Here is a 24057-nt window from a genome sequence, read left to right as displayed (position 1 = left end):
GAGATCAAATTGTGGGAGGGGCGGTGCGACGATTCGACTTGCTCCCTCCCACATTTTTAACCGTGTTCTTCCTGTTGCTCGTGCTTTGGTTCGCGGATCTTGTACCAGGCTACATACAGCGCCGGCAGGAACAACAGCGTCAGCAAGGTGGCGATGATGATGCCGCCAATCATCGCGTAGGCCATCGGCCCCCAGAACACTTCGCGGGCAATCGGGATCATGCCCAGGCTCGCCGCAGCCGCCGTGAGCAGGATCGGCCGACGCCGATGTTCGGTGGCTTCCACCACCGCGTCCCACGGCGTGTAGCCGGCCACTTCATATTCGTGGATCTGCGTCACCAGGATCACCGAGTTGCGGATGATGATGCCGATCAGCGCCAGGATGCCGAGGATCGCCACAAAGCCCATGGGCGTGCCCGTGGGGATCAAGGCCAGCACCACGCCGATCAGCCCCAGCGGCGCGACACTGGCCACCAGGAACATCTTCTGCACGCTGTGCAGCTGGATCATCAGGAACGTCGCCATGAGGAACAGCATCAACGGCACCACGCTGGCAATCGGGCCCTGGGCCTTGCCGCTTTCTTCCACGGTGCCGCCCGTGGCGACCTTGTAGCCCACCGGCAGGCCGGCGCTGAATGTGTCGATCTCCGGCTTAAGCTGCTTGACCAGGTCGGTCGGCTGCATCTCATCGCGTACCGACGCTTTAATGGTGATGGTCGGCTTGCGGTCGCGACGCCACACCAGCGGCTGCTCCAGCTCATAGCGCACGGTGGCGAAGGCCAGCAGCGGAATCGAGGCGCCGTTGGGGGTGACGATCTGCAGGTTCTGCAAGGTTTCCGGCGTACCGCGCTCGGCGTCTTCAGCGCGGCCGACCACGTTGATCAGGTAGATGTCGTCGTGCACCTGGGTCACCGACGCACCGCTGACCACGCTGTTCATCAGTTGCGCCACGTCTTCGGAGGACAGCCCGAGCTGGCGCGCCTTGTCCTGGGCAATGTCGATGCGCAGCACTTTGCCAGGCTCGTTCCAGTCGTAGATGATCTCGCCCAGGTGGGTGTTTTTATCCAGCAGGGTCGCCAGTTCGATGGCGTGCTTGCGTACCTGATCGGTGTCTTTTCCGGACACCCGGTACTGGATCGGTCGCCCCACCGGCGGGCCCATTTCCAGTGGCTGCACAAAGCTGCCGATACCCACGAAGTCATCACGCAGGCGCTTTTGCAGGCGCGCAATCAAGGCACCGCGCTCTTCCAGGCCTTTGCTGACAATCACCAACTGCGCGTAATACGGGTTTTCCAGTTGCTGGTCGAGGGGCAAGTAGAAACGGATCGCGCCCTGGCCGATATAGGTGCTCCAGCGCGTAATGTCCGGGTCGTCCTTGATGATCGCTTCGAGGCGGTCGACGGCCTTGCGGGTTTCGTTGATCGAGGCGTTTTGCGGCAGGTTGAGGTCGACAAGGATTTCCGGACGGTCCGACGACGGGAAGAACTGGTTCTGCACAAACTGCATGGAGAACACCGACGCCACAAACAGGCCCACGGTGATACCGATGGCCCACCAACGGTTGCGCATGGCCCACAGCATGCCGCCATTGAAGGCGCGGCCGATGCGCCCCGGCTCGGCGTTGTGGGGCTTCACCTTGGCACTGAGGATATGCACGCCGATCACCGGCGCAAACAGCACCGCCACCACCCACGACACCAGCATCGCCACGGCAATCACCGCGAACAGGGTGAAGGTGTACTCGCCTGCCGAACTGGCGTTGAGACCTATCGGCACAAACCCGGCAACGGTCACCAGTGTGCCGGTAAGCATCGGAAAGGCGGTCGAGGTGTAGGCGTAGGTCGCCGCCTGCTCCTTGGTTTCGCCTTTTTCCAGGCGCGTGATCATCATCTCCACGGTGATCATCGCGTCGTCCACCAACAGGCCAAGGGCGATGATCAACGCACCGAGCGACACACGCTGCATGGTGATGCCGCTGTACTCCATGAACACGAACACCAGCGCCAGCACCAACGGAATCGAGCACGCCACCACCAGCCCAGCGCGCATGCCGAGGCTGATAAAGCTCACCACCAGCACGATGATCACCGCTTCGAACAGCGCGCTGGTGAAGCCGCCGACGGCCTCTTCCACCACTTCGGCCTGGTCGGAGACCTTATGCACACCGACGCCCACCGGCAAGTCGGCGGTCAGTTCGTCCATGCGCGTGTGCAGCGCCTTGCCGAACGACTGGATGTTGCCGCCCTTCTGCATGGCGATGGCCAAACCTATCGCCGGCTTGCCGTTGAAGCGGAACATCGGCCGCGCCGGGTCGACGTAGCCACGGCTGATCTCGGCGATGTCCGCCAGGCGATAGAAGCGGTCATTGAGGCGCAAATTAACGTCGGCCAGGTCTTTCTCCGAAGCAAACTGCCCGGATGTGCGCACCGAAATCCGCTCCGGCCCGGCCTCGATCACCCCGGCCGGGGTCACGGCGTTCTGCGATTGCAGGCTTTGCACCACCTGGCGCTGGTCAATGCCCAGGGCCGCCAGTTTGCGCGTGGAGAAATTCAGGTAAATCACTTCGTCCTGCTGGCCGATCATCTCGACCTTGCCCAGCCCCGGCACCGAACGGATCTCGGCGCGCACCTGCTCTACGTAATCGCGCAACTGGCGCATCGACAGGCCGTCGCCGGTAAAGGCGTACACCGAGCCGAACACATCACCGAATTCGTCGTTGAATGACGGCCCCTGCAAGCCCTGGGGGAAGGTGCCGCGTATGTCGTCGATCTTCTTGCGGACCTGGTACCAGATCTCCGGGATGGCCTTGGCGCTGGTGGTGTCCTTGAGGAACACGAACACCGTGGACTCACCCGGCCGGGTGTAGCTTTTCACGTAGTCGAGGGCGTCGAGTTCTTCAAGCTTCTTCTCGATGCGGTCGGTGACCTGCTTGAGGGTTTCTTCCTGGGTCGCACCCGGCCAGCGGGTCTGGATCACCATGGTCTTGATGGTGAACGAAGGGTCTTCCTCGCGGCCCAGGTTCATGTACGAGAACACGCCCATCAGCAGCGCGACGAACATCAGGTACCAGACGAAGGACTGATGCTTGAGGGCCCAGTCGGATAAGTTGAAGCTCCCTTTCATCGTGGGCTGTCCTCGTCGATTTTGACTTTTTGCTGAGGTGTCAGGCTATTCACGCCGGCGGTGATGATACGTTCGCCGGCGTTGACGCCGCCGTTGAGCAAGACGCTGTCAGCGTCACGGCTAAGCACCGTGATGTCGCGCGGTTGCACGGTCTGGCTTTGGGTATCGAGGATCCAGATGCGGGTCTTGCCGTCGACTTCCTGCAACGCGCTCAGGGGCAGTTCGATGCGTGGCGCGATGGCCGAACTCAAGGTCACGCTGATCGCCGTGCCGAGGCGGAACGCGGGCGGCGTTTCGGCCAGGGTCAGGCGCGCGCGACGGGTGCGCGTGGCGCTTTGGGCCTGGGGTTCGATCTCGCGCACGGTGGCGGTGGTGTTGACGCTGGGGTCGAGTTGCCCGGCGACGAGGAACACCACATCCGGCGGCAGGCGCTCGGCGAGGCCGGCGGGCAGGTCGATGACCGCCTCCTTGATGTCCGGGCGCGCCAGGGTCACCACTTGCTGACCGGCGCTGACCACCTGGCCGGCCTCGGCATTCCAGGCGGTGACGATGCCGGCGTGGTCGGTGCGCAGCTCGGCGTAGTTGAGCTGGTCCTTGGCCTGGTTGACCGACGCCTGGGCCTGGTCGAGGGAAGCCTGGGTGGTTTTCAGGTCGGTCTGGGCCACATCCAGCTGGGCCTGGGCGCCGACGCCTCGGTTGAACAGTTCCTGCTGGCGACGGGCATTGGCCTGGGCATTGATGAACTGCGCCTGCACGCGCGCCAAATCGCCTTGGGCGGCGCGCAACTGGTTCTGTTGGTCGGTAGGGTCGAGGACGGCAAGCAAGGCGCCCTTCTCCACTTCAGCGCCCACATCCACGGCACGCCGGGCAATGCGACCGGGGACGCGGAAGCCCAAATTGCTTTCGTAGCGCGCCTGGACCGTGCCGGCAAAGCGGCCGAGGGTTTCCTGGTCTTCGGACTTCACTTCCATGGACAGCACCGGGCGCACGGGCTCGGGTGCCGGTTCTTCCTTGGAGCAGGCCATCAGCAACAGGCTGGCGGCGAGTACGAACGTCAGGCGCTTCATGGCTGGGCTCCTGGCTGGGCGATCTCGACCAGCATGCCGGGGTGCAGCAATTGCCCACCGGCCACCACGACTTTTTCGCCGCCTTTAAGGCCGTCGGCAATAATCACTTTGCCGGTGAGGTAACGCGCCACGCTGACCTTGTGCAGTTGCGCCTTACCCTCGCCGTCCACCAGCCATACAGCCGGCTCGTTGAGGTCTTTGGTCAACGCCGACCATGGCAGCTCGATGCTCGACTTGGCCGGGCCATTGGCGGTGGCGCTGACCACCGAACCGAGTCGCATGCCTGGGGGCAGAGATTGCAGAGCGATCTTTACTTGCACCGTACCGGTATTGGCGGCCACGGCCGGTGTGACTTCACGCACTTTACCCACCGCCTTGATGCTGGGGTTATCCAGCAGGCTGATGGTGATCGGCGTATCCGGCGGCGGTTCCACCAGCAGCGATTCATAGACGTTGAACACCGCATCGCGCTCGCCATCGGTGGCCAGGCTGAAAATCGGCACGGTGGCCTGCACCACCTGACCGACTTCGGCCTGGCGCGCGGTGATCACCCCCGGCGCATCCGCAACCAGCGCGGTATAGCCGAGTTGTTCACGGGCGTTGGCCAACTGCGCCTGCGCTGCGGCCAGGGCACTTTGGCTGCTGCGCAGCGCGGCCTGGGCGGAGTCGTATTCGCTGCGGCTGGTGTAGCCCTTGGGCAGGAGTTTTTCCTGGCGCACAAAAGCGGCGGCGGTTTGCTTGACCCGCGCCTGCTCGGCCACGACCTGGGCCTGGGCAGAATCCACGTTGGTCTGCAAATCCTTGGGATCGAGCTTGGCCAGCACTTGTTTGGCGCTCACGCGGTCGCCCACATCCACCATGCGCTGGATGATCTTGCCGCCCACGCGAAAGGACAAGTCGGTTTGCACGCGCGCCTGCACATCCCCGGTCAGCGTGACGGCCGCAGCAAAATCCGCGGGTTGCACGGTTTGCACGAACACTCGGGAATGCTGCTTGGGTTCGGCGTTTTCCTGGCCGCAAGCGCTCAGCAACACCACTAAACCCATGCCGACAATACAGATGGAAATACGACCGCCCATGCAGACTCCTTGTGCGCGATGCGATGTGCCAGTTTGTATGCGACTGTGAGCTTAGATCAGGGTTCCTTATCCGCATGGAGCAGGCAGCATTGAGGTGATATGACCGGCCTCATAGGGGGTAGTCGAATCGTCGCACCACCCCTCTGGAATTCGCGTGTTTGGCGGGTGGCGGCTATGGTTGGGGGGTCTGTGTTTCGAGGGAATGAACAATGAACAAAGCGAAACCGATTGATCCGCAGGAGCTGGTGAAGTGGTTGATGGCGTTGCGCAGAGCGATCAATAGCCGGGATCTCTAAAACACCGCAGATCCAATGTGGGAGGGGGCTTGCCCCCGATAGCAGTGGTTCAGTCAATGCATCTGTGACTGACATACCGCTATCGGGGCATAAGTATCTACACAACTTCAGTAGGATAACGCGTAGCAGCTGTCGAGCCTTGGCGAGGCTGCGTTTGCGGCGCGTCTGACACACCGCCGACGCAGCCTCGCCAAGGCTCGACAGCTGCGCAGGGGGCTCGGCTCAAGATGTGTAGATACTTAGGGCTATCGGGGGCAAGCCCCCTCCCACAGTTTTTACCGCATTCCAAATTCCACACATAAAAAACGCCGACGCTATGTGAGCCGCCGGCGTTGAAACCTTAAAGGGGGTTTTGGCTTACATCAGAACGCTGGCACGACTGCACCGTTGTACTTCTTCTCGATGAAAGCTTTGACTTCCGGGCTGGTCAGGGCCTTGGACAGTTTCTGGATAGCGTCGCTGCCCTTGTTGTCCGGGCGAGCCACCAGGAAGTTCACGTAAGGCGAGTCGGCACTTTCGATGATCAGCGCATCCTTGGCCGGGTTGAGGCCAGCTTCCAGGGCGTAGTTGGTGTTGATCATGTCCAGGTCAACCTGGTCCAGCACGCGTGGCAGCAGGGCCGATTCCAGCTCTTTGAACTTCAGGTTCTTCGGGTTACTGGCGATGTCTTTCGGCGTAGCCAGGGCGTTGGTCGGGTCTTTCAGGGTGATCACACCGGCCTTCTGCAGCAGCAACAGGGCGCGGCCGCTGTTGGAGCCTTCGTTCGGGATAGCCACGGTGGCGCCATCCTTGAGCTCGGAAATATTCTTGATCTTTTTCGAGTAACCGCCGAAGGGTTCAACGTGCACGCCGACCACGGTGACCAGGTTGGTGCCCTTGCCCTTGTTGAAGTTTTCCAGGTACGGCAGGGTCTGGAAGTAGTTGGCGTCCAGGCGCTTCTCGGCAACCTGCACGTTTGGCTGGACGTAGTCGGTGAAGACTTTGATTTCCAGGTCCACGCCTTCTTTGGCGAGGGTTGGCTTGACCAGTTCGAGGATCTCGGCGTGCGGGACCGGGGTGGCGGCAACCACCAGTTTCTCGTTGGCCTGGGCGAAGCTTGCAGTCAGGGCAGCCGCCAGTGCGGTAAACAACAGAACCTTTTTCATGCAGTGTCCTTATTGGAATTGCGGGGCGTCTCTGACGACCGTTTCTTCTGTGGGGTGCCAGCGAAGTGCTATCGCGGCGTGGGAGGGACAATACCTAGATTTTTTATTCCCGAACAATATCTTTTATTCACGTTGATATTCCATTTTTCTCATGTGGCTGCCTGTTCATGTAGAAAGCTGCGCAAGGTTGCCTGCTCAGCCGGGCTGGCATTGGCGAAGATCCGCTGCACTTGTTCCAACGGCGACCCCGCCACCGGCAGGTTCAAATGTTCGGGTAGAATTTCGTCGCCGCTGCTCACCAGCAAGGCGAAGTGAATGACGTTCTCCAGCTCGCGGGTATTACCCGGCCAGCTGTGGTGTTCGAGTACACGCTGGGCGGCGTCGCTGATCAACGGCACCGGCAGGTCCAGGCGCTGGCTGTAGATGCCGAGAAAGTATTCGGCCAACGACAGGATGTCACCCACCCGCTCACGCAACGCAGGCAGGTCCAACCGGCCTTCGCTCAGGTAATGGAACAGCCGCTCATGAAACTTGCCGGCGGCCACCGCCTGGGCCAGGTCGATGCTGGTGGCGGCCACCAGGCGCACGTCCACCGGGCTCGGCTGATGGGCGCCAACGCGGGTGACTTCATGGTTTTCCAGGGCGGCGAGCAGTTTTACCTGGATCGGCAGCGGCAAGTCGCCGATCTCGTCCAGGTACAAGGTGCCGCCATTCGCCGAGCCAAACCACCCGGCCCGGCTGCTGGCCGCGCCACTGTGGGCGCCGGCGGCATAGCCGAACAACTCGGCATCGGCGTAGGTCGGGCTGATGGCGCCGCAATTCACAGAGACAAACAAACCGGTGCGGTCGCTGCCCCGGTGAATATGCCGCGCCAGCAATTCTTTACCGCTGCCGGTCTCGCCCCGAATCAATACGGGCAAGGCGCGCGGGGCGAGGTTTTCCAGGTCTTCGCGCAGTTGCCGCGAGCGTGGGTCAACAAACACCAGCGCCTTGGCGCGGATGCTCAGCGGGCTTTTTTCGGCGTCGGGGAAGGTCAGCAACGGCTGACCGAAGGTTTCATGCAGACTCATGGCAAGCTCCCGCCCCAAATCCACTCAGGGACGGGGCGTTGAAAAAATATCAGGCGGTGCGCCGGGCGTGATGCTCGAGGCGGCTTTGCAGGCGATACAGGTAGGCGAACCCCTGCTCCCAGCGCTGGTGACCGGACTTCACATTGATATGGCCGGCCCCCGACAGGATGCCGGCTTCGGCCCCCCAGTTGCGCGCCAGCTCCAGGGCCCGGGGGGCACTGACGGCGCTGTCGTTATCGGAACTGACCACCTGGCTGGGAAACGGCAACAGGTCGGTGGGGATCGGCGCAAAGTTGCGCAACGCAGGCGAGCACGCCGGACGTTCGACGTCCGCCGGGGCCACCAGCAAGGCGCCACGCACCTGCCGCAGGAACTGCACGGGGGCAGTGGCCGCCCAATGGGCCACGGTGATGCAGCCCAGGCTATGGGCGATCAGAATCACCGGGGTGCTGTCGGCGGCAATCGCCTCGGCCAGCGCAGCCACCCAGTCCTCGCGGCGCGGCGTCAGCCAATCGGCCTGCTCCACGCGTGCGCTGTTGGGCAGGCTGTTCTGCCAGTGACTTTGCCAATGATCTTCTGGCGATCCTTGCCAGCCCGGCACGATCAGATAACGAATCGACTCGCTGTGCATGGGTGTGCCCTCCTGCAGCGTTTAACGTTGTAGGACAGTATAGGGACGAGGGTTATATTCGTTAAGGAATAAGAAGCTATTTATTAATAACCAAAAACTCAAACCCGCATGAGATCAAAATGTGGGAGGGGCTTGCCCCCGATGGCGGTGGGTCAGCCACCTATTTTTAGCTGACGGACCGCTATCGGGGGCAAGCCCCCTCCCACATTGACTCGATTTCACATTCAATTTGCAGTGGTTTTAGATGACGTGATTGGTACGAGGCATGCAGTCGATGGTGCGATCCACCACGGTCTTGGCCATTTCCAGCAAATGCCACACCGCATGGACTTTCGCGCGGTCGTGCGGCTGCAGGTGCTCACAACAGTCCCATACGGTGGCCGATGCGCTGTGGATCAGGTGAGCGATATAAAGTTGGGCGTCTTCGAAACTGAGGTTTTCGTTGGCGACAAGGCAGTCAACGGGTGGGTCGGGAAGTGCTTTGGTCATGGTGTAACTCCTATTGAACACGGGAGCGACCACTAACGCTGCTAAACGATAGGTGGCAGCTGTACGCGGGTTAGCAGACTGGCCAATAGGAACACCAGCGCACCCGAGGGTGCCCCACGCACAGCCACCATAAACGCGGATGTGAACCGTGTGCCTATTGAACTCAGGCTGCTAAACCCGATCGCTGAAAACCAGCGACGGGCCGAAGACTAGCCATCCATTCCAACAGTCACAAGGCGGCGGGGATTGTCTCGGAAACGTCCTGCAATTTAAAGGGACACGGCTTGCTGGCCCTTTACAAATCATGACGAAATGCCAGCATCGATCACCTGATGAACTTTCTTGTAGGAAATATCTTCCATGACGGTTTTTTATGGCTCCGCTGACGACTTTTCGCTTTTCCGGAGAGTGGTGAGGTTAGTTAAATATTGACTCCAACCAACCCCGTAAAGAATCGCAATGAATATAAATATAAGTACTTTCCACCACGAAATTTCTAAAGTCAGGCTTTCTAAGACCGCATTCAACGAACTACTGAGCGCAAAAGCCAGCTCCGAACCGGATGATCAAACTAATCGATTCGATGCAAAACCTGCTTACATCGCCCCCCATCACTCGCAGACCCTCAGCGCAGAACTGCGCAATATACGAAAAATCGTTGATCACGAAAAACACGTCCTTATCCTAGATGGATTTAAAGTCGATGATCTTGCAGGTTTCAAATCTTTGATATGGACGTTCGACTCTTTGCTGGGAGCGCCAATGGTGCAGAACCATCTTGGCCATAGGGTTATTGAGGTGTATGACCGGGGAGGTAAAAGCATTGAAGAAGGTGCGAGATATCATCAGACCCGTCAGGGCGCATATGTCCATAACGATGGCGTAAGCGATCCGCTCCCTATCGATTATTTGATTCTGGCTTGTGGCCAGAAAGCCTTACTCGGCGGCGAAAGTATTCTGATAGACGCAAGTGCGGTATACGCTGAATTAATGGCATTCCCTGAGGTACTGGAATAACTTAAGTGCGATTTCTATTTTGAAAATCGAGGTATGGCGGAGGAAGAACAATTATTCAAAGCGCCAATCTTGAGCTTTTCAAATGAGGGCATCCCTTTGATTAGGTACTTCCGCGTCTATATCGAATCGGCCCACATCAAAGCGGGAGCGCCATTAACCCTGGCGCAAATACATGCATTGGATTTTCTAGATACAGTCCTTGATCAATCTTCAGTTCAACATCGAGTGCTGCTTGAACCAGGGCAGGTTCTTATTTCAGCTGACAACAAGTTTCTCCATACCCGAACGCATTTCATCGATAAGAGCGCTCCGCGCTTAGAGATTGATGACGCAGTCTCTTTGAAAGATCTCAATCGATACATGTTACGAATGTGGTTGCGCAAACGATGATCCCTCGCTGGCCATAAGGCACAACTTCATATTCCCATCACAAGCCGAGCCCCATGGACAACTCCAACATCGCGATCACCCTTGTTTTGATCTCCGCCTTCATGCACGCCACCTGGAACGCGGTCGTCCGGGCGGGGAGCAGTCGCTTCATGACCTTGGCCATGGTCGATGGTACGGCGTTGCTGATCTGCCTGGCGGCGCTGCCGCTGGTGAATACGCCAAGCCTGCAGGTGTGGGGCTACGTGCTGGTTTCCGTGGTGCTCAACACGGCCTATCGATTGTTTCTGATCAAAGCGTATGAAACCGGCGACTTTGGGCAGGTCTACCCGGTCATGCGCGGGGTGCCACCGGTTTTAGTCGCGCTGTTTTCCTATTTCCTGCTGCACGAGCAGCTATCGTTTCATGCCATGGCGGGGGTGTTGCTGATTTGCGTAGGCATTATCAGCCTGACATTCGTGCGCAGGATGTCCGCGCGTATGTTCAAACCAATTCTGATGGCGGTGTGCGCAGGTGCTTTCATCGCGTCCTACACAGTGGTGGATGCCAAAGGTGTCAGAGCCAGTGAGACGGTGCTGCAATACATCATCTATCTGACGGTATTCCAGAGCATTCCGATTCCGGCGCTGGCGTTTTTCAAGAAACGTCTGGAATTCGCAGAGGCCATTCGCAACCATTGGAAAGTCGGCGTAATGGGCGGCGTTTTTTACCTCACTTCCTACGGCCTGGTGCTGTTCGCGCTGTCGCTGGATGCGGTGGCCAAGATCTCAGCGTTGCGGGAAACCAGTGTTATTATCGGCGCCATTATTGCCGCGCTGTTTTTTCACGAGCGGTTCGGCTGGCGGCGGATGCTTTCGGCGTTCGTCATTGTTTGCGGGATCATCCTGATCAAAGTGAGCACCTGATGGGCCAACGTCCGCCACCTACACCCATGCTGCAAGCCTTTGTCAGTGCTGCACGAACAGGCAGTTTCGCCCGCGCAGCATCAGAGTTGAGCCTCACCGCCAGTGCCATCAGTCATCAGATCGCAGGTCTGGAAGAGTGGTGGGGCGTTCAGTTGTTCGAACGCCATTCGCGGGGCGTCAACCTCACAACCGCCGGGCAGGCTTTGTTGCCGGTGACCGATGATTTTTTCAAAACCCTTGAGACGGTGTTGCACTCGCTGAATCCGCGCAAATCTCAGCCCCTTTATCTTTCGTGCACTTCGTCCCTGTGTTCGACCTGGCTAATCCCCAGAATGCATGGTTCCCACACCGACGCTTCATTCAATCTCGACCTGGTATTGACCAGTGCGGATATGAATAGCGCCAATCTCGGTGCCCATCAATTCGATGTTGCGATTGTGATGGGGTACGGCGACTACCCGGATCATCATGCCGAGCTTCTGATGCGCGATGCCGTGTTCCCGGTTTGCTCACCGGAGTTTCAACGCATGAATGGCGATATTTCGCTGACGGATATCGCGCGGTATCCACTCATTCACCGTGTGGACGATCAAGTGTGTCCAGGGTGGGAAAGCTGGTTTGCGTTCCAGGGCCTGGCAGCTGCGCCTTATCACCATGGGCCGCGCTTTCCGGACTCAAGCCTGGCAATCAGTCTGGCGGTGAAGGGTGGCGGGATTGCGCTGGCCAGGACAGCGTTGGTGTATGACCGGTTGGAAGAAGGTGCATTAGTCACACTAGGCGGCCCGCTGATGATGTCGCCGGCGGCGTACTACGTTATTTGTAGGAATGGGCGGCAGTCGGAACCTGATATCGCTCGGTTGATTGACTGGCTTAAAGAGAGCGCTAGAAAGTTTCAGCAAGAAGTTGAAATCCGGTATCCGCAAATCGCTGGGGTTGGCGCACTTTGATCGTGTGATGCTACTGAAACGGAGGCAAAAAAAAGGCCGCACCCTGCCAAGGAAAACGGCCAAAAAATTGTCGAGGCTTTTGCAACTAACGTGCGGTAATCACCGACAGCTTGGTAATACCCGCGCGCTCGATAGACGCCATGGCTCGCGCCACTTCGCCGTAGTTCACGCCATCGTCAGCCTGCAGTTGCACCCGCACATCGGGGTCCTTGGCCTTAGCCGCCTGCAGGTTGAACTCCAGCAGGTCCGCCTGGATTTCGTCCTTGTTGATAAACAGTTTGCCGGCGCCGTCGATGCTCACCACCAGCGGGTCCTTCTGCTCCACCGGCGCCACGGCCTCGGTCTTGGGCAGGTTGATCGGGATCGCGTTGGTCAACAGCGGCGCGGTGACGATAAACACCACCAGCAGTACCAGCATCACGTCCACCAGCGGCGTGACGTTGATCTCGCTCAACACCTCATCACTGTCTTGCGTGGAGAAGGCCATGTCAGGACGCCTCCTTCACTTTTTGCGGGTTGCCCGGCGCATTTTTAGTCAGGGCAGGATGCAGCAGCACGCGGAAAGAGTTCTTCTGCGCCAGGCTGTAGAAGTCGTGGGCGAAGTCATCCAGGTCGGCCGCCGTCAGCTTCAGGCGACGCAGGAAGTAGTTGTAGACCAGCACCGCCGGCACCGCGACGGCGATCCCCACGCCCGTGGCGACCAAGGCTGCACCGATCGGGCCGGCCACGGTTTCAAGGCTGGCGGAGCCGGCGGCGCTGATGCCCTTGAGCGCTTCCATGATCCCCCACACGGTGCCGAACAGGCCGATAAACGGCGAGGTGCTGCCAATACTGGCGACCACGGCCAGGCCGGTTTCCAGGGAGCGGCGCTCACGTACGATCTGCTGGCGCAGGGCACGCTCGAGGCGGTCCTGATGGTTGATCGCCTGGCTCAGGTCGGCCGCGTGCGGCGCATCCCCTACCTGGATCGCGGCGTAACCGGCCTGGGCCACACGGGCAGCGGCGCCGGGCTGGGTTTCGGCCAGCTCGGCGGCCGAGTCAAGACTCGACGCCGCCCAGAACTGTTTGTGGAACTTGCGATCCTGCGCTTTAAGGCGACCGAACTGCACGCCCTTGAGCAAGGCCAGGCCCCAGGTGGCGACCGAAAAGACCACCAGCAGCCAGATCACCGCGCTTTCGATGGATTCAAGTGGAGATGCTAATGCCATGATGTTTCCCCTCTGTACAAGTCGCGGCGTGTGCAACACACCGAAGCGCAATAGTTAGTGAATCTTGAAATCGATCGGGACGCTGACCCAGCCGTCCTGGGCCACATCGCCCTGCTTGGCCGGCACGAAGCTCCAACGCTTCACGGCGGTCAACGCGGCATCGTCGAGTTGCTGGCGACCGCTGCTTTTCTGGACCTGGATCTCGCCCGGCTTACCGCTGGCCAATACATGCACCCGCAACAACACCGTACCTTCCCAACCGCGACGCTGAGCCAGTGACGGGTATTCCGGCGCCGGGTTCTTGAGGTACGCGGCGTTGGCCGAAGCCGGTGTCACCGGGGCGGGCGCGGGCGGAGCAGGCGCGGGTGCCGGTGGCGCCGGTTGCGGTGGCGTGGGCGCCTGCTCGACCGGTTTCGGGGCGGGCTTGGGCTCAGGCTTTGGCACCGGCTTGGGCTTGGGTTTTGCAATCGGCTTGGGCGGCGCCGGCTTGGCGGCCAACTCATCCACCACCGGCGGCGGTGGCTCAACCACGGGCGGTGGCGGTGGTGGCGGCACAGGCGGTGGCGGTTCCACCACGGGCGGTGCCGGCTGGGAAAATTCGATGGTCATCGGCGGAATCTCCGGCGGCACAATCGGCAGCACCGGGGTGGGTTTCTGGCTTACCCAATAAATCACCGCACCGTGCAGGGCCAATACCAACAGACCGAGCAGGATCCCTTCGCGGCGGCTGGAGAAGCGCTTTGGGGTTTTCTGCGTTCGCAATTGCCCCAACGGCGCGCGGTGCGGCCGGCCAAGGTCGACCAACTCACCACTCGGTGCCTGGCGCCATTGCGCCTCGGGTGCACTGGCGGCGGTCTGGACATTGCCCATTGATTGACTCCCTGCGGTTTCGAAACAAAAAAACCGACGGGCCTGCGTGGAAGGCCGTCGAGGGCTGAATCATCGGGGCTAGACGCTTATCTCTTAAAGTAATCTTTGAAGTTATAGATAGATCAAATTTGAATAAACGATCTCTCTGAAAACACCAAAGCCCCGGCCGGCGTGGCCTGGCGCCGAGGTGGTTTTTTTTGATGCTTTTCAGGCATACAAAATATTCAGTTAAGGCATGGATCAACGGGACTGTTTGCGCACAAATCGAACAGTTCAGCCTGTAAGCACTGCCCCGCGGCACTCAGGCCATGACGGGCATACAACGCCAGGCGCACGCCTTGCACCACGGGCAAACCACTGCCCGGCCCCAGTTCCACATGCCCTGGCTGCACGACCCGTCGCGGCAACAGACTCACACCCAATCCCGCCGCCACCGCCGAACACACGCTGGCCAGGCTCGCGCTGGAATAGCCGATACGCCAGCGCCAGCCGCTCACTTCCAGGTGGTGCAGCATTTCATTGCGGTACAGGCCGCCCACCGGGAATGCCACCAACGGCAGAGGGTCGCGCCCCAGGCACGGCGTGCTGCAGCTGTCGACCCAACACAGCGGCTCGGGCCACGACGCCAGGCAGTCATCGCTGCTGCCCATCTGCTTGACCAGCAACACGTCGAATTCACCACTGCGGTACTGACGCTGCAACTCGGGGCCCAGGCCGCTGGTGACCTCCAGGCGCACCCGCGGATAGGCCAGCACAAATGCCGACAGCAACGGCATCAGTCGCTGCGCCGCAAAGTCTTCCGGTACGCCGAGGCGCAGCACGCCGTCGCTCTGTTGGTTGATCAACACATCGGCAGCTTCTTCATGCAACGCGAGGATGCGCCGCGCATAGGCCAACAAACGCTCGCCCTCGGCGGTGGCGACCACACGGCGCTGGTCGCGGTCCAGCAACTGGCACGCCACGGCGTCTTCGAGGCGGCGGATCTGCTGGCTCACAGTGGACTGGGTCAAGTGCAGGCGCTCGGCGGCGCGGGTGAAGTTGCCGCAGTCCACCACGGCAACAAAGCTGCGTAACAACACGGGATCGAACATCGGCGTCACCATTCCCTTTGCCACTGGCTGGCATGGTTATATTTAATTTCAGAATACCTTTGGCGCTGGCCATACTCACGCCTCATTTACCGACCGCAAGGCGTTGCATGACCCTGAATAAATCCCTCGCCGGCTGGGGCCTGTTGGTGGTGCTCGGCCTGAACCTGCGGCCGATCCTCAGCTCCATCAGCCCGTTGCTCGGCGAGATTCGCCAGGCCACCGGCCTGAGTTTCCAGAGCAGTGCCCTGCTGACCAGCCTGCCGGTGGTGTGCATGGGGCTGGTGGCGCTGGTGGGCGTGCGCGTGGAGGCCCGCCTGGGCGAACGGCGCGGCATCGCCCTGGGCTTGATGATGATCCTGCTGGCGTGCCTGGCTCGCGGGTTGATGGGCCAGGCGTCGGCGCTGCTGGTCACGGCGTTGCTCGGCGGTGCGGGTGTGGCGCTGATCCAGGCCTTGGTGCCGGCGATGATCAAGCGCGAATTCCGTCATCGCGTGCCGGTGGCGATGGGTGTGTACTCAGCCTCGCTGATGGCCGGCGGCGGGCTGGCAGCGTTGCTCAGCCCCCTGGTGGCCTCGCATTTCCAGCAATGGCAGGCGGGGCTGGGGGTGTGGCTGCTGCCGGCGCTGGGCGCCTTGCTGCTATGGGCCTGGCTGCCGTTGGGCGCGGCCAGAAATCCACAGGTGGTGCCGGCCTTCAAAGACCTGCGCAATCGTCGCGCCTGGTTGCTGGCGGTGTATTTCGGCCTGGTCAATTGCGGCTACATGAGCCTGGTGGCGTGGCTGCCGGCCTACTATCAGCAACTGGGCTGGGGGGTGTTGCCCAGTGGTTCGCTGCTGGCGTTCATGACTATTTTCCAGGTGCTCGCCGCGCTGCTGATGCCGGTGCTGGCGCAACGTGGTATCGACCGTCGACCGCTGCTGGGCATTGCCCTGCTGGCCCAGACCGTGGGTTACCTCGGCCTGATCGTCGCGCCGCAGGAATCTGCGCACCTCTGGGTGGCGTTGTGTGGCTTCGGCCTCGGCGCGTGTTTCGCCCTGAGCCTGCTGCTGACCCTCGACCACCACCGCGACCCACGCCAAGCCGGGCAGCTGGCGGCCTTTGTGCAAGGTGTGGGCTTCTTGATCAATGCGGTGTCGCCGTGGATGACCGGCTGGCTGCGCGAGCTGACCGGCAATTTTGTCAGCGCCTGGGTGGTGCTGACGGTCACGGCAGTAGCGATGCTGGTGGTGACGCGAGTGTTCAGCCCGGCCACCTATCGCACGGGGCTAGAAGTCATAGCGCCCAGTCACTCCTAGCGTGCGCGGCGTACCTAGCAAGCCTTCGTAGCCGCCGTTCCCCCCCGTCCACAGAGTGGTGTAGTAGGTCTTGTCGAAGGCGTTTTTCAGCCATAACGACACGTCCCACTGGCCCTGCTCATAGTTGCCGCGCAGGCCGGTGGACAGGTTGACCACGGCGTAGGCGGGAATCTGTCCATAGTCGGAGTCCTCCACCGTGCCCACGGCCTTGGAACGGAAGGCATAGCTGGCGGTGACGTAGGGTTCGAAGCCGTTATCCAGGTTCCACTTGTATTCGCCGTTGGCGTTGGCGATCCATTTCGATGCCCCCACCACTTGGTGCCCACTCAGGTCGCAGGAGGCCGGCGCACCGGGGCGCAGACTGACTTCCGGCGGGCACGGTGCATCCTTGTACGACAGGTAACTCACATCGTTGAACGAGCCGTTGAGGTTCAGCGTCAGGCCTTTGATCGGCACCAGAGTACTTTCCACCTCGACGCCCCGCGAGCGCACCGAACCGGCGTTGGTCAGGTACTGCACACGGTTGTCCTGGTCGTAAGCGTTGGTCTGGTAGCCGTTGACCTGGGTCCAGAAGAGGTTGGCATTGAGCTGCAGCCGCCGGTCCCACAGCGTGCTTTTGAAACCCAGTTCGGCGTTGTTGGCGCGCTCGGTGCCGATCAGCAGCGAGTCGGCGCCGGCCGTCGGCGCTGAGCCTACCGCTAGGTTGACCCCGCCGGACTTCTCGCCATGGGACAGCGTCGCGTAGCCCAGCAGGTTTTCGTTGAAGCGGTAGCTCAGGTTCAGCAGACCCGAGGGGCTGGTGCTGTATTGCGTGAGATCACCGGAATCGTATGCCCCCGCCCGGCCACGTCGAGCCGTAGCGGCAGCACCGGTGACCGCCGCACCGCCGAGGGGATTGTTGCGCGTGACCCAGGCACTTTTTTCTTCATAGGTGCCGCGCAGGCCGGCGGTGAAATCCAGGCGCTCGGTAAGGTGCCAGGTGCCCTGGGCAAACAGGGCAAAACTGTCGGTGCGAATGTGCCCGTTGCCGACGCTGCTGACGTTGGCCAGCGCACCGGCTGGCGTGCCATTCCAAATGTCGGCCTGAGGCCCGTAATAGCTGAAGGATTTGTTATCCAGCGAATTACCGAAGTAGTAGGCGCCCAGTACGTAATCGAAGAAACCACCGGTAGGCGAAGCCAGCCGGAATTCCTGGGACCACTGTTTGTCTTCCACCGACACCCCGCCGTTATACGAAGCCGGCACGTTAAGGCCGTCGTCGTTGCGCGGAGTGAAGTTCCAGAAGCGATACGAACTGACCGAGGTCAGGGTGAAGTCACTCGGCAATGTCCAGTTGGCCTCCAGCGACGTGCCGCCCTGGAACACGGTGACCTGCTGGTCGCTGTCCAGGTTGACCTTGCGATGCGTGCCATCGACCAGGGTCGCGCCTGCCGCGTTGGCCCGCGACTGGTAGAGGTTGGTGCCGTTGATGGTCGGCCCGGTGCTGTACAGCACACGCGTGCCGGCGCTGGAATCCTCTTCGTTGTAATCGCCGATCCAGCGCAGGTTGAATGCCTCGCTGGGCTTGTACAGCAGTTGCCCGCGAAAGCCCTGGCGCGAGCCGCCGTTGAGGTCATGGCCGTTGTATTCGTTCTTGATGTCGCCGTCGCTGCGCGTGCGATACGCCGAGAAACGCCCCGCGAGGTCATCGGTGAGCGGGCCGGAAATCGTGCCCTTGGTCTGGAAGTAGCCGTCCTCGCCCAACGAGGTTTCAATGCTGCGTTCCGGGGTAAAACTCGGCGCGCGTGTGCTGATGTTGATCACCCCGGCGGTGGTGTTTTTGCCGAATAACGTGCCCTGCGGGCCGCGCAAGACTTCAAGCTGCTCGATGTCCATCAAGTCGAACACCGCCATCCCCGGCCGCCCGAGGTACACGTTGTCGATGTACAGCCCCACGCTGCCTTCCAGGCCGTCGCTGGCCGGGTTGTTGCCGAGGCCGCGAATCGACACGCTGGACTGGCGCGCATGCATGTAGGCGACGTTGACGCTGGGCACCAGTTGCTGCAAATCCTGAATCCGGTACACCCGCTGGCTCTCCAAGGCCTGGCCGCCGATCACGCTCATGGGTGTCGGCACCTCCTGGGCACTTTCGGTGCGGCGCCGAGCGGTCACTGTGACGGTTTCCAGTTGGCCACTGGCGCTTTCACCCGAGGGTGCCGGCTCGGCTGCGTGACTGGGTGTCCAACTGGCACTTCCCGCCAGCAACATCGCCAGGGGCAGGCGCTTGAGCCTCCAGGAAGAGCAAGGTACAGCGGGCTTCAACAGACTCATAAGCGGCTCCGGACCCCAGGAATATCCACCTTCTGATATTCCTTTAGGTTATTTATTTATGTTTTTACGAACATTTACTGCATAAGAGATAGCCTTTATAAGGAGTCGACCTAATGCATAGCCAATGCATTTCCCGGATATTTTTGATGTGAAAAATGCATATCGATCTGCGCCAGCTTCGCCACTTCATTGCCCTTGCCGAACAACGCAGTTTTGTCGCGGCGGCGTTGGCCGTGAACCTGTCGCAATCGGCGTTCAGTCGCAGCATCCAGGCCCTGGAACACAGTGCCGGCTGCCAACTGGTTGACCGTGGTCGCAAGGACCTGGCACCGACCAAGCAAGGCCAGGTATTGCTGGAGCACGCCCGGCGCCTGGTCAGCGGCGCACAGCAATTGGCCAACGAGATCAGCCAGTTCAATGGCCTGGAGGCGGGGGAGTTGCGCTTCGGTTGCGGCCCGGCACCGGCAGGCGGCTTGATCCCCCGCGCCATCGGCAGTTTTATCGGGCGCTACCCCAAGGCACGGGTGCAGTACCAGGTGGACGACTGGCAAAGCCTGAGCAAGCGCCTGCTCAGTGAAGAGTTCGAGTTTTTCGTCGCCGACACCCGCCACTTCGAAGCCAACCCGGACTATCACACCCACCGCCTGCGCCCGCGCCGCTGGTATTTCTGCTGCCGCGCCGGCCACCCGCTGGCCCTGCGCGACAGCGTGAGCGCCGCCGAGCTGATGAGTTACCCGCTGGCCGTGACCATCCGCCCGCCCAACCTGCGCAAAGTCATCGTCGACCTCAGCGGCCGGCCCGATTACCTGCCCAATGTCGAATGCGAGAACGGCTATAGCCTGATGGGCGTAGTGCTGCGCTCCGACGCCATCGGCATCGTCAGCGCCAACAGCGACGTGCTGCACATGGCTCGCGGCGAACTGGTGTGCCTGAAGATCGAGGGCCTGGCCGAAGACCTGGAGGAGCGTTACACCCGCTATGGCATCGTCAGCCGTGCGGGGTATCGCTTGTCGCCGCTGGCGGAAGCGATGATCGAGCAAATCAAGCAGATCGATGAGTTGGTTGAGGATGTGTGTGCGCTGGAGAACGTCGCCGTTTAAGCCATGCATTCACTGCATGAAATCCAGTCCCCAAATGCACTTGCCAACCCCCCGCCCGAACGGCGAAAAACCTCACCTGTCCTCCGTCTGGTGAAGCCTCATGTCCGATCCCCAACCCGTGCGCAACGTGCTGTACATCATGTGCGACCAGCTGCGCCGCGATTACCTGTCGTGCTATGGCCATGCCCATCTGCACACGCCAAACATCGACCGCCTGGCTGCCGCCGGCGTGCGTTTCAGCCGCGCCTATACCCAAGGCACCATCTGCGGGCCCTCGCGCATGTCGGCCTATACCGGGCGCTACGTCAGCAGCCACCAGGCGGCGTGGAACGCGGTGCCATTGCCCCTGGAAGAACTGACCATCGGCGACTACCTGCGCCCCCACGGCATCCGCACGGCACTGGTCGGCAAGACCCACGCCACGCCCAATGTGGAAGCCTTGCAACGCCTGAATATCGACCCTGACAGCGAGCAGGCCGAGCCGTTGAACGAGGTCGGCTTCGAGGCGTACCTGCGTCACGACGGCATCTACCCCGACAGCCCGCTGTTCGATGAAAAACGCGAGTCCGCGCCCTACACCCATTACCTGCGCGAGCAGGGCTACAGCGGCACCAACCCATGGCACGAATGGGCGAATGCGGCAGCAAGTGAAAACGGCGAAGTGCTCAGCGGTTGGCACATGCGCCATGCAGGCCTGCCCGCGCGCGTAGCCGAGGAACATTCGGAAACCGTCTACACCACCGACCGTGCTATCGACTTTATCCGCGAGCAGGCCGAACAACCGTGGTGCCTGCACCTGTCGTATATCAAGCCACACTGGCCCTACATCGCGCCGGCGCCGTATCACGCGCTGTATGGCGCCGAGCATATCCAGGCACCGATCCAGCCTGGGGAAACCAGTGATCACCCGGTGTACCAAGCGTTCCGCCAGCACCAGGAGAGCCTGAACTTTTCCCGTGACGAGGTACGGCTCACGGTAATTCCCACCTACATGGGCCTGATCAAACAGATCGACGACCAACTGGGGCGACTGTTCGATTTTCTGCAAGGCAATGGCCGTTGGGACGACACCCTGATCGTGTTCACCAGCGACCACGGCGACTTCCTCGGCGATCACTTCCTCGGCGAAAAAGAATTTTTGCTGGAACCCGCGGTGGGTATTCCGCTGATCGTGCGTGACCCGCGCGTCGCTGCCGATATCAGCCGTGGCACGGTGGACGCGCGGCTGGTGGAAACCATCGATGCGCTGCCGACCTTCCTCGATGCCTTGGGCCTGCCCGCAGCCGACCATCGCCTGGAAGGGCGCTCACTGATCCCGCTGCTGCACGGCCGGGAAACGCGCTGGCGCCGCTATGCCATCGCCGAGTATGACTACGCCTTCCAGGCCCCGGCCCGCGAACGCCTGGCGCAACCCATCGACCGCTGCCGCATGACCATGGTGCGCAGCGAACGCTGGAAATACCTGGCGTACGACGGCTTTCGCGCACAACTGTTCGACCTGGAAAACGACCCGCAGGAACTGCACGACCTGGGCAATGACCCGGCCTATGCCGACGTGCGCGAAATCCATGTGGGGTACCTGTTCGAATGGCTGCGCGGGCTGAAGCGGCGCACCACCATCAGCCACGCAGAGATCGATCTGCGTGGCCAATGGTTTCGTTACGGTGAGCCGGAGGCGGAGAAAGTGGTGCAGATCGGCGTCTGGTAAGCCCTTCGGGAGCTGCAAGTTGTCAGCTACAAGCTGCAGGTAAAAGCCGATTAGCTTTTTCTTACGGCTTGTAGCTAAGAGTTTGCAGCTTATCGTCCCTTTATCGTCTGACTGCGCTGCCCTTGCACGCCCACCGGCACATCGCCCTTGAGCGTCACCCGGCGCACGATGCGTTCCTGGGTGCCGTAGTCGTCCACGGCGTAATGCTGGGTGGCGCGGTTGTCCCAGATCGCCACGTCGCCGGTGTTCCAGCGCCAGCGCACGGTGTTTTCCAGGCGGGTGACGTGGCTTTGCAGCAGGTTGAACAGCTGGGTCGAGTCCGCCTGGGAATAGCCTTTCAGGCGCTTGACGAAGTGCCCCAGCAACAGGGTCTTCTCGCCACTGACCGGATGCACGCGCACCACCGGGTGCTCGGTTTCGTACACCGTCGAGGTGAACACCTTGCGGTATGCCTCAAGCCGCTCTACCGACACATCCGGCTTGATCGCGGCGTAGTCGTATTCGTTGCTGTGCACCGCCCACAAGTTATCCGCCAGGGCGCGCAGTTCGACGCTGAGGTCGTTGTAGGCGCTGGAGGTGTTGGCCCAAACGGTGTCGCCACCGGACTTGGGCGCCAATACCGAGCGCAGGATCGAGGCTTTGGGGTAGGCGTCGACGAAGGTCACGTCGGTGTGCCACGAATTGGCGCGCTGGCCACGGGTGCCGTCCAGTTCCATGAGGAAGCGCGTGCCGTCGCGCACCGGTACCGTCGGGTGGGCAATCGGCTCGCCGAGCAGATGGGCGAAGGCCTCCTGGCTCTGGTCATCGAGGTGGGTCTGCTCACGGAAGAAGATCACTTTGTACTGCACCAGCGCCTGCTGGATGGCTTCGACCGTGGCGGCATCCAGATCGCCGGACAGTGTGATACCGCGGATCTCGGCACCGATGCGACCAGCGACCGGGTGGATGTCCAGCGCCAGGGCGGTAGGTTGAACAGCTAATGCGGCGTTGCTCATGGTGATGACCCTCTTGTGCTTGCTGATGGTGGGGACGCTTTCCGACAACGCTCTATCCATATGCAATTTAGGTCTAGCAAATGAACACATGCTTCGTTGACGGAATAAGAGCTTGCATTTAAAACCTCAGCTCCCGTGGTCGCAAATGCCTTCGACCTATTTTTAAGATGCAGGGAAAGCATATGGATCTTCGCCAACTGCGGTACTTCATCGCCCTCAACGAACACCGCAGTTTCGTGCGGGCGGCGGACGCCATGGGCATCACGCAACCGGCCTTCAGCCGCAGCATCCAGGGGCTGGAACAGGAGTTCGGCTGCGTGCTGGTCGACCGTGGCCACAAGGACCTGCGCCCTACGCCGGAAGGCCAGGTAGTGCTGCAACACGCCCTGACCCTGGTGCACGGCGCGGCATTACTGAGCAGTGAAGTGACGCGCATGACCAAGCTCGACGCCGGCGACCTGCGCTTCGGCTGCGGCCCGGCCCCGGCGGTGAAACTGGTACCGGATGCGGTGGCGCGCTTTATCAGCGCCCACCCGAAAATCCGCACCAGTTTCCAGGTGGATAACTGGGAAAAACTCAGCCGTGCCCTGAGCCGCGAAGAGATCGAGTTCTTTATCGCCGACATCCGCCAATTCGAAGCCGACCCGAATTTCCAGACCCGCGCGCTGACCCCCAAGCGCGGGGTATTTTTTTGCCGGCCGGGGCACCCGTTGCTGGCCAAGGACAGCCTGTCGACCAACGACATGTTCGACTACCCGCTGGCATCGCCACTGATCTCACAGGGCATTCGCAAACTGTTGGCGAACCTGAGCGGGCGCATGGATTTTTCCCCGAGCATCCAGACCGAACATTTCCCGGCGCTGGTGAAGATCGTGCTGCAGTCCAATGCCATCGGCGTGGGCACCGAGGAGGCGTTCGCCGAAGACATCGCCCAGGGCACGTTGAAGCTGCTGCACTGGCGCAACCTGCCGCAGAACATGGAGACCATGAGCGCCCGCTGCGGGATTGTGAGCCGCACCGGTTCACGGTTGTCGCCGGCGGCGAAGGCGATGATCGAGACGCTGGTGGAGGTGGACAGGCAGGAGGTGAGTGTGGCGGTTTGACGGGCCTCATCGGGGGCAAGTCCCCGATGGCCATGAGTATCTACACAACTTCAATAGAATAGTGCGCAGCTGTCGAGCCCCGGCGAGGCTGCGTCGGCCGCGACTCGAGCTTGAATCGGCAGCGCGCCTGACGCAGCCTCGCTTGCGCTCGGCAGCTGCTACGGGGGGAGGCCTTGATGGGGTTGGCATTCGTAGCAGCTGCCGAGCCCCGGCGAGGCTGCG

The 24057-nt window shown here is 61.1% G+C and carries 21 protein-coding genes; 8 read left to right on the top strand and 13 right to left on the bottom strand.

What is annotated here, in order from left to right; genetic code table 11:
• Window positions 1-56: 56 nt before the first annotated feature.
• From AB1462_RS21860 to AB1462_RS21830, 7 genes are all read right to left on the bottom strand, one after another.
• Entirely contained in the window at window positions 57-3122 is a 3066-nt protein-coding gene (locus tag AB1462_RS21860) for an efflux RND transporter permease subunit (RefSeq protein WP_315337575.1), read from the bottom strand.
• Window positions 3119-4189 (bottom strand): efflux RND transporter periplasmic adaptor subunit, encoded by a 1071-nt coding sequence (locus AB1462_RS21855; RefSeq protein ID WP_259194636.1) that lies wholly within the window; start codon window positions 4187-4189, stop codon window positions 3119-3121. The genes AB1462_RS21860 and AB1462_RS21855 overlap by 4 nt, the downstream gene beginning before the upstream one ends.
• Window positions 4186-5268, bottom strand: coding sequence for an efflux RND transporter periplasmic adaptor subunit (locus tag AB1462_RS21850; protein WP_090401123.1), 1083 nt, complete (start codon window positions 5266-5268; stop codon window positions 4186-4188). Before AB1462_RS21850 ends, AB1462_RS21855 begins: the two co-directional genes overlap by 4 nt.
• Before the next feature lie 658 nt (window positions 5269-5926).
• A complete protein-coding gene (locus AB1462_RS21845; RefSeq protein ID WP_090401125.1) occupies window positions 5927-6709 on the bottom strand; it encodes a MetQ/NlpA family ABC transporter substrate-binding protein in 783 nt (260 codons plus the stop codon).
• Window positions 6710-6858: 149 nt separating this feature from the next.
• A complete protein-coding gene (locus AB1462_RS21840) occupies window positions 6859-7779 on the bottom strand; it encodes a sigma 54-interacting transcriptional regulator (protein WP_090401126.1) in 921 nt (306 codons plus the stop codon).
• A gap of 49 nt (window positions 7780-7828) precedes the next feature.
• Window positions 7829-8410, bottom strand: coding sequence for an alpha/beta hydrolase (locus AB1462_RS21835; RefSeq protein WP_016975008.1), 582 nt, complete (start codon window positions 8408-8410; stop codon window positions 7829-7831).
• Window positions 8411-8650: 240 nt separating this feature from the next.
• Window positions 8651-8899: a hypothetical protein gene (locus AB1462_RS21830; RefSeq protein WP_090401127.1), complete on the bottom strand. Its 249-nt coding sequence runs from the start codon at window positions 8897-8899 to the stop codon at window positions 8651-8653.
• Window positions 8900-9358: 459 nt separating this feature from the next.
• Between AB1462_RS21830 and AB1462_RS21825 the strand changes: the two genes are divergently transcribed.
• The 4 genes from AB1462_RS21825 to AB1462_RS21810 are packed head-to-tail and all read left to right on the top strand — an operon-like array spanning window position 9359 to window position 12155.
• Entirely contained in the window at window positions 9359-9916 is a 558-nt protein-coding gene (locus tag AB1462_RS21825; RefSeq protein WP_367247907.1) for a TauD/TfdA family dioxygenase, read from the top strand.
• A gap of 33 nt (window positions 9917-9949) precedes the next feature.
• Window positions 9950-10306 carry a hypothetical protein gene (locus tag AB1462_RS21820; RefSeq protein ID WP_315337565.1) on the top strand — a complete coding sequence of 119 codons (357 nt, stop codon included), beginning with the start codon at window positions 9950-9952 and terminating at the stop codon, window positions 10304-10306.
• A 53-nt stretch (window positions 10307-10359) separates the two neighbouring features.
• A complete protein-coding gene (locus tag AB1462_RS21815; protein WP_090401129.1) occupies window positions 10360-11208 on the top strand; it encodes an EamA family transporter in 849 nt (282 codons plus the stop codon).
• On the top strand, window positions 11208-12155 hold the full coding sequence (locus tag AB1462_RS21810) for a LysR substrate-binding domain-containing protein (protein WP_315337562.1): 948 nt from the start codon (window positions 11208-11210) through the stop codon (window positions 12153-12155). Before AB1462_RS21815 ends, AB1462_RS21810 begins: the two co-directional genes overlap by 1 nt.
• 85 nt (window positions 12156-12240) lie before the next feature.
• Here the strand turns inward: AB1462_RS21810 and AB1462_RS21805 are convergent, their stop codons facing one another.
• The 4 genes from AB1462_RS21805 to AB1462_RS21790 all read right to left on the bottom strand — a co-directional run bounded on the left by AB1462_RS21805 (window position 12241) and on the right by AB1462_RS21790 (window position 15324).
• Entirely contained in the window at window positions 12241-12642 is a 402-nt protein-coding gene (locus AB1462_RS21805; protein ID WP_367247906.1) for an ExbD/TolR family protein, read from the bottom strand.
• Window position 12643: 1 nt separating this feature from the next.
• A complete protein-coding gene (locus AB1462_RS21800; protein WP_090409821.1) occupies window positions 12644-13366 on the bottom strand; it encodes a MotA/TolQ/ExbB proton channel family protein in 723 nt (240 codons plus the stop codon).
• 51 nt (window positions 13367-13417) lie between these two features.
• Window positions 13418-14233, bottom strand: a complete 816-nt coding sequence (locus AB1462_RS21795) for an energy transducer TonB (protein ID WP_090401131.1) — start codon at window positions 14231-14233, stop codon at window positions 13418-13420.
• A gap of 224 nt (window positions 14234-14457) precedes the next feature.
• On the bottom strand, window positions 14458-15324 hold the full coding sequence (locus AB1462_RS21790; protein ID WP_367247905.1) for a LysR family transcriptional regulator: 867 nt from the start codon (window positions 15322-15324) through the stop codon (window positions 14458-14460).
• Between the two features lie 107 nt (window positions 15325-15431).
• On the opposite strand from AB1462_RS21790, the gene AB1462_RS21785 reads away from it, so the two are divergent.
• Window positions 15432-16619 carry a CynX/NimT family MFS transporter gene (locus AB1462_RS21785; protein WP_259194359.1) on the top strand — a complete coding sequence of 396 codons (1188 nt, stop codon included), beginning with the start codon at window positions 15432-15434 and terminating at the stop codon, window positions 16617-16619.
• Here the strand turns inward: AB1462_RS21785 and AB1462_RS21780 are convergent.
• Complete coding sequence (locus AB1462_RS21780) at window positions 16590-18929, bottom strand: TonB-dependent receptor (RefSeq protein ID WP_090401134.1); 2340 nt, start codon at window positions 18927-18929, stop codon at window positions 16590-16592. The two genes, AB1462_RS21785 and AB1462_RS21780, sit on opposite strands and share 30 nt — an antisense overlap.
• Window positions 18930-19084: 155 nt before the next feature.
• Here AB1462_RS21780 and AB1462_RS21775 point away from each other — a divergent pair, with 155 nt between their 5' ends.
• Both AB1462_RS21775 and AB1462_RS21770 read left to right on the top strand, forming a co-directional pair.
• Window positions 19085-20029: a LysR family transcriptional regulator gene (locus AB1462_RS21775; protein WP_367247904.1), complete on the top strand. Its 945-nt coding sequence runs from the start codon at window positions 19085-19087 to the stop codon at window positions 20027-20029.
• Between the two features lie 100 nt (window positions 20030-20129).
• Window positions 20130-21737, top strand: a complete 1608-nt coding sequence (locus AB1462_RS21770) for an alkaline phosphatase family protein (RefSeq protein WP_367247903.1) — start codon at window positions 20130-20132, stop codon at window positions 21735-21737.
• 89 nt (window positions 21738-21826) lie between these two features.
• Here AB1462_RS21770 and AB1462_RS21765 read toward each other — a convergent pair whose 3' ends face one another.
• On the bottom strand, window positions 21827-22732 hold the full coding sequence (locus tag AB1462_RS21765) for a TauD/TfdA family dioxygenase (protein ID WP_090409823.1): 906 nt from the start codon (window positions 22730-22732) through the stop codon (window positions 21827-21829).
• A gap of 182 nt (window positions 22733-22914) precedes the next feature.
• Here AB1462_RS21765 and AB1462_RS21760 point away from each other — a divergent pair, with 182 nt between their 5' ends.
• Window positions 22915-23835, top strand: coding sequence for a LysR family transcriptional regulator (locus AB1462_RS21760; RefSeq protein WP_090401136.1), 921 nt, complete (start codon window positions 22915-22917; stop codon window positions 23833-23835).
• Window positions 23836-24057 lie beyond the last annotated feature (222 nt).

The organism is Pseudomonas sp. SB113, from assembly GCF_040754745.1.
GTDB classification, from domain to species: domain Bacteria; phylum Pseudomonadota; class Gammaproteobacteria; order Pseudomonadales; family Pseudomonadaceae; genus Aquipseudomonas; species Aquipseudomonas grimontii.
Note: the sequence above shows the minus strand (reverse complement) of the source record. Positions and strands in the feature narration are given on the sequence as shown.

Coding starts and splice junctions, on each gene's coding strand:
- AB1462_RS21760 (WP_090401136.1), top strand. CDS start 22,915: ATGGATCTTCGCCAACTGCGGTACTTCATCGCCCTCAACGAACACCGC.
- AB1462_RS21855 (WP_259194636.1), bottom strand. CDS start 4,189: ATGAAGCGCCTGACGTTCGTACTCGCCGCCAGCCTGTTGCTGATGGCC.
- AB1462_RS21830 (WP_090401127.1), bottom strand. CDS start 8,899: ATGACCAAAGCACTTCCCGACCCACCCGTTGACTGCCTTGTCGCCAAC.
- AB1462_RS21785 (WP_259194359.1), top strand. CDS start 15,432: ATGACCCTGAATAAATCCCTCGCCGGCTGGGGCCTGTTGGTGGTGCTC.
- AB1462_RS21860 (WP_315337575.1), bottom strand. CDS start 3,122: ATGAAAGGGAGCTTCAACTTATCCGACTGGGCCCTCAAGCATCAGTCC.
- AB1462_RS21795 (WP_090401131.1), bottom strand. CDS start 14,233: ATGGGCAATGTCCAGACCGCCGCCAGTGCACCCGAGGCGCAATGGCGC.
- AB1462_RS21770 (WP_367247903.1), top strand. CDS start 20,130: ATGTCCGATCCCCAACCCGTGCGCAACGTGCTGTACATCATGTGCGAC.
- AB1462_RS21815 (WP_090401129.1), top strand. CDS start 10,360: ATGGACAACTCCAACATCGCGATCACCCTTGTTTTGATCTCCGCCTTC.
- AB1462_RS21825 (WP_367247907.1), top strand. CDS start 9,359: ATGAATATAAATATAAGTACTTTCCACCACGAAATTTCTAAAGTCAGG.
- AB1462_RS21805 (WP_367247906.1), bottom strand. CDS start 12,642: ATGGCCTTCTCCACGCAAGACAGTGATGAGGTGTTGAGCGAGATCAAC.
- AB1462_RS21835 (WP_016975008.1), bottom strand. CDS start 8,410: ATGCACAGCGAGTCGATTCGTTATCTGATCGTGCCGGGCTGGCAAGGA.
- AB1462_RS21790 (WP_367247905.1), bottom strand. CDS start 15,324: ATGTTCGATCCCGTGTTGTTACGCAGCTTTGTTGCCGTGGTGGACTGC.
- AB1462_RS21840 (WP_090401126.1), bottom strand. CDS start 7,779: ATGAGTCTGCATGAAACCTTCGGTCAGCCGTTGCTGACCTTCCCCGAC.
- AB1462_RS21780 (WP_090401134.1), bottom strand. CDS start 18,929: ATGAGTCTGTTGAAGCCCGCTGTACCTTGCTCTTCCTGGAGGCTCAAG.
- AB1462_RS21765 (WP_090409823.1), bottom strand. CDS start 22,732: ATGAGCAACGCCGCATTAGCTGTTCAACCTACCGCCCTGGCGCTGGAC.
- AB1462_RS21845 (WP_090401125.1), bottom strand. CDS start 6,709: ATGAAAAAGGTTCTGTTGTTTACCGCACTGGCGGCTGCCCTGACTGCA.
- AB1462_RS21810 (WP_315337562.1), top strand. CDS start 11,208: ATGGGCCAACGTCCGCCACCTACACCCATGCTGCAAGCCTTTGTCAGT.
- AB1462_RS21850 (WP_090401123.1), bottom strand. CDS start 5,268: ATGGGCGGTCGTATTTCCATCTGTATTGTCGGCATGGGTTTAGTGGTG.
- AB1462_RS21820 (WP_315337565.1), top strand. CDS start 9,950: ATGGCGGAGGAAGAACAATTATTCAAAGCGCCAATCTTGAGCTTTTCA.
- AB1462_RS21775 (WP_367247904.1), top strand. CDS start 19,085: ATGCATATCGATCTGCGCCAGCTTCGCCACTTCATTGCCCTTGCCGAA.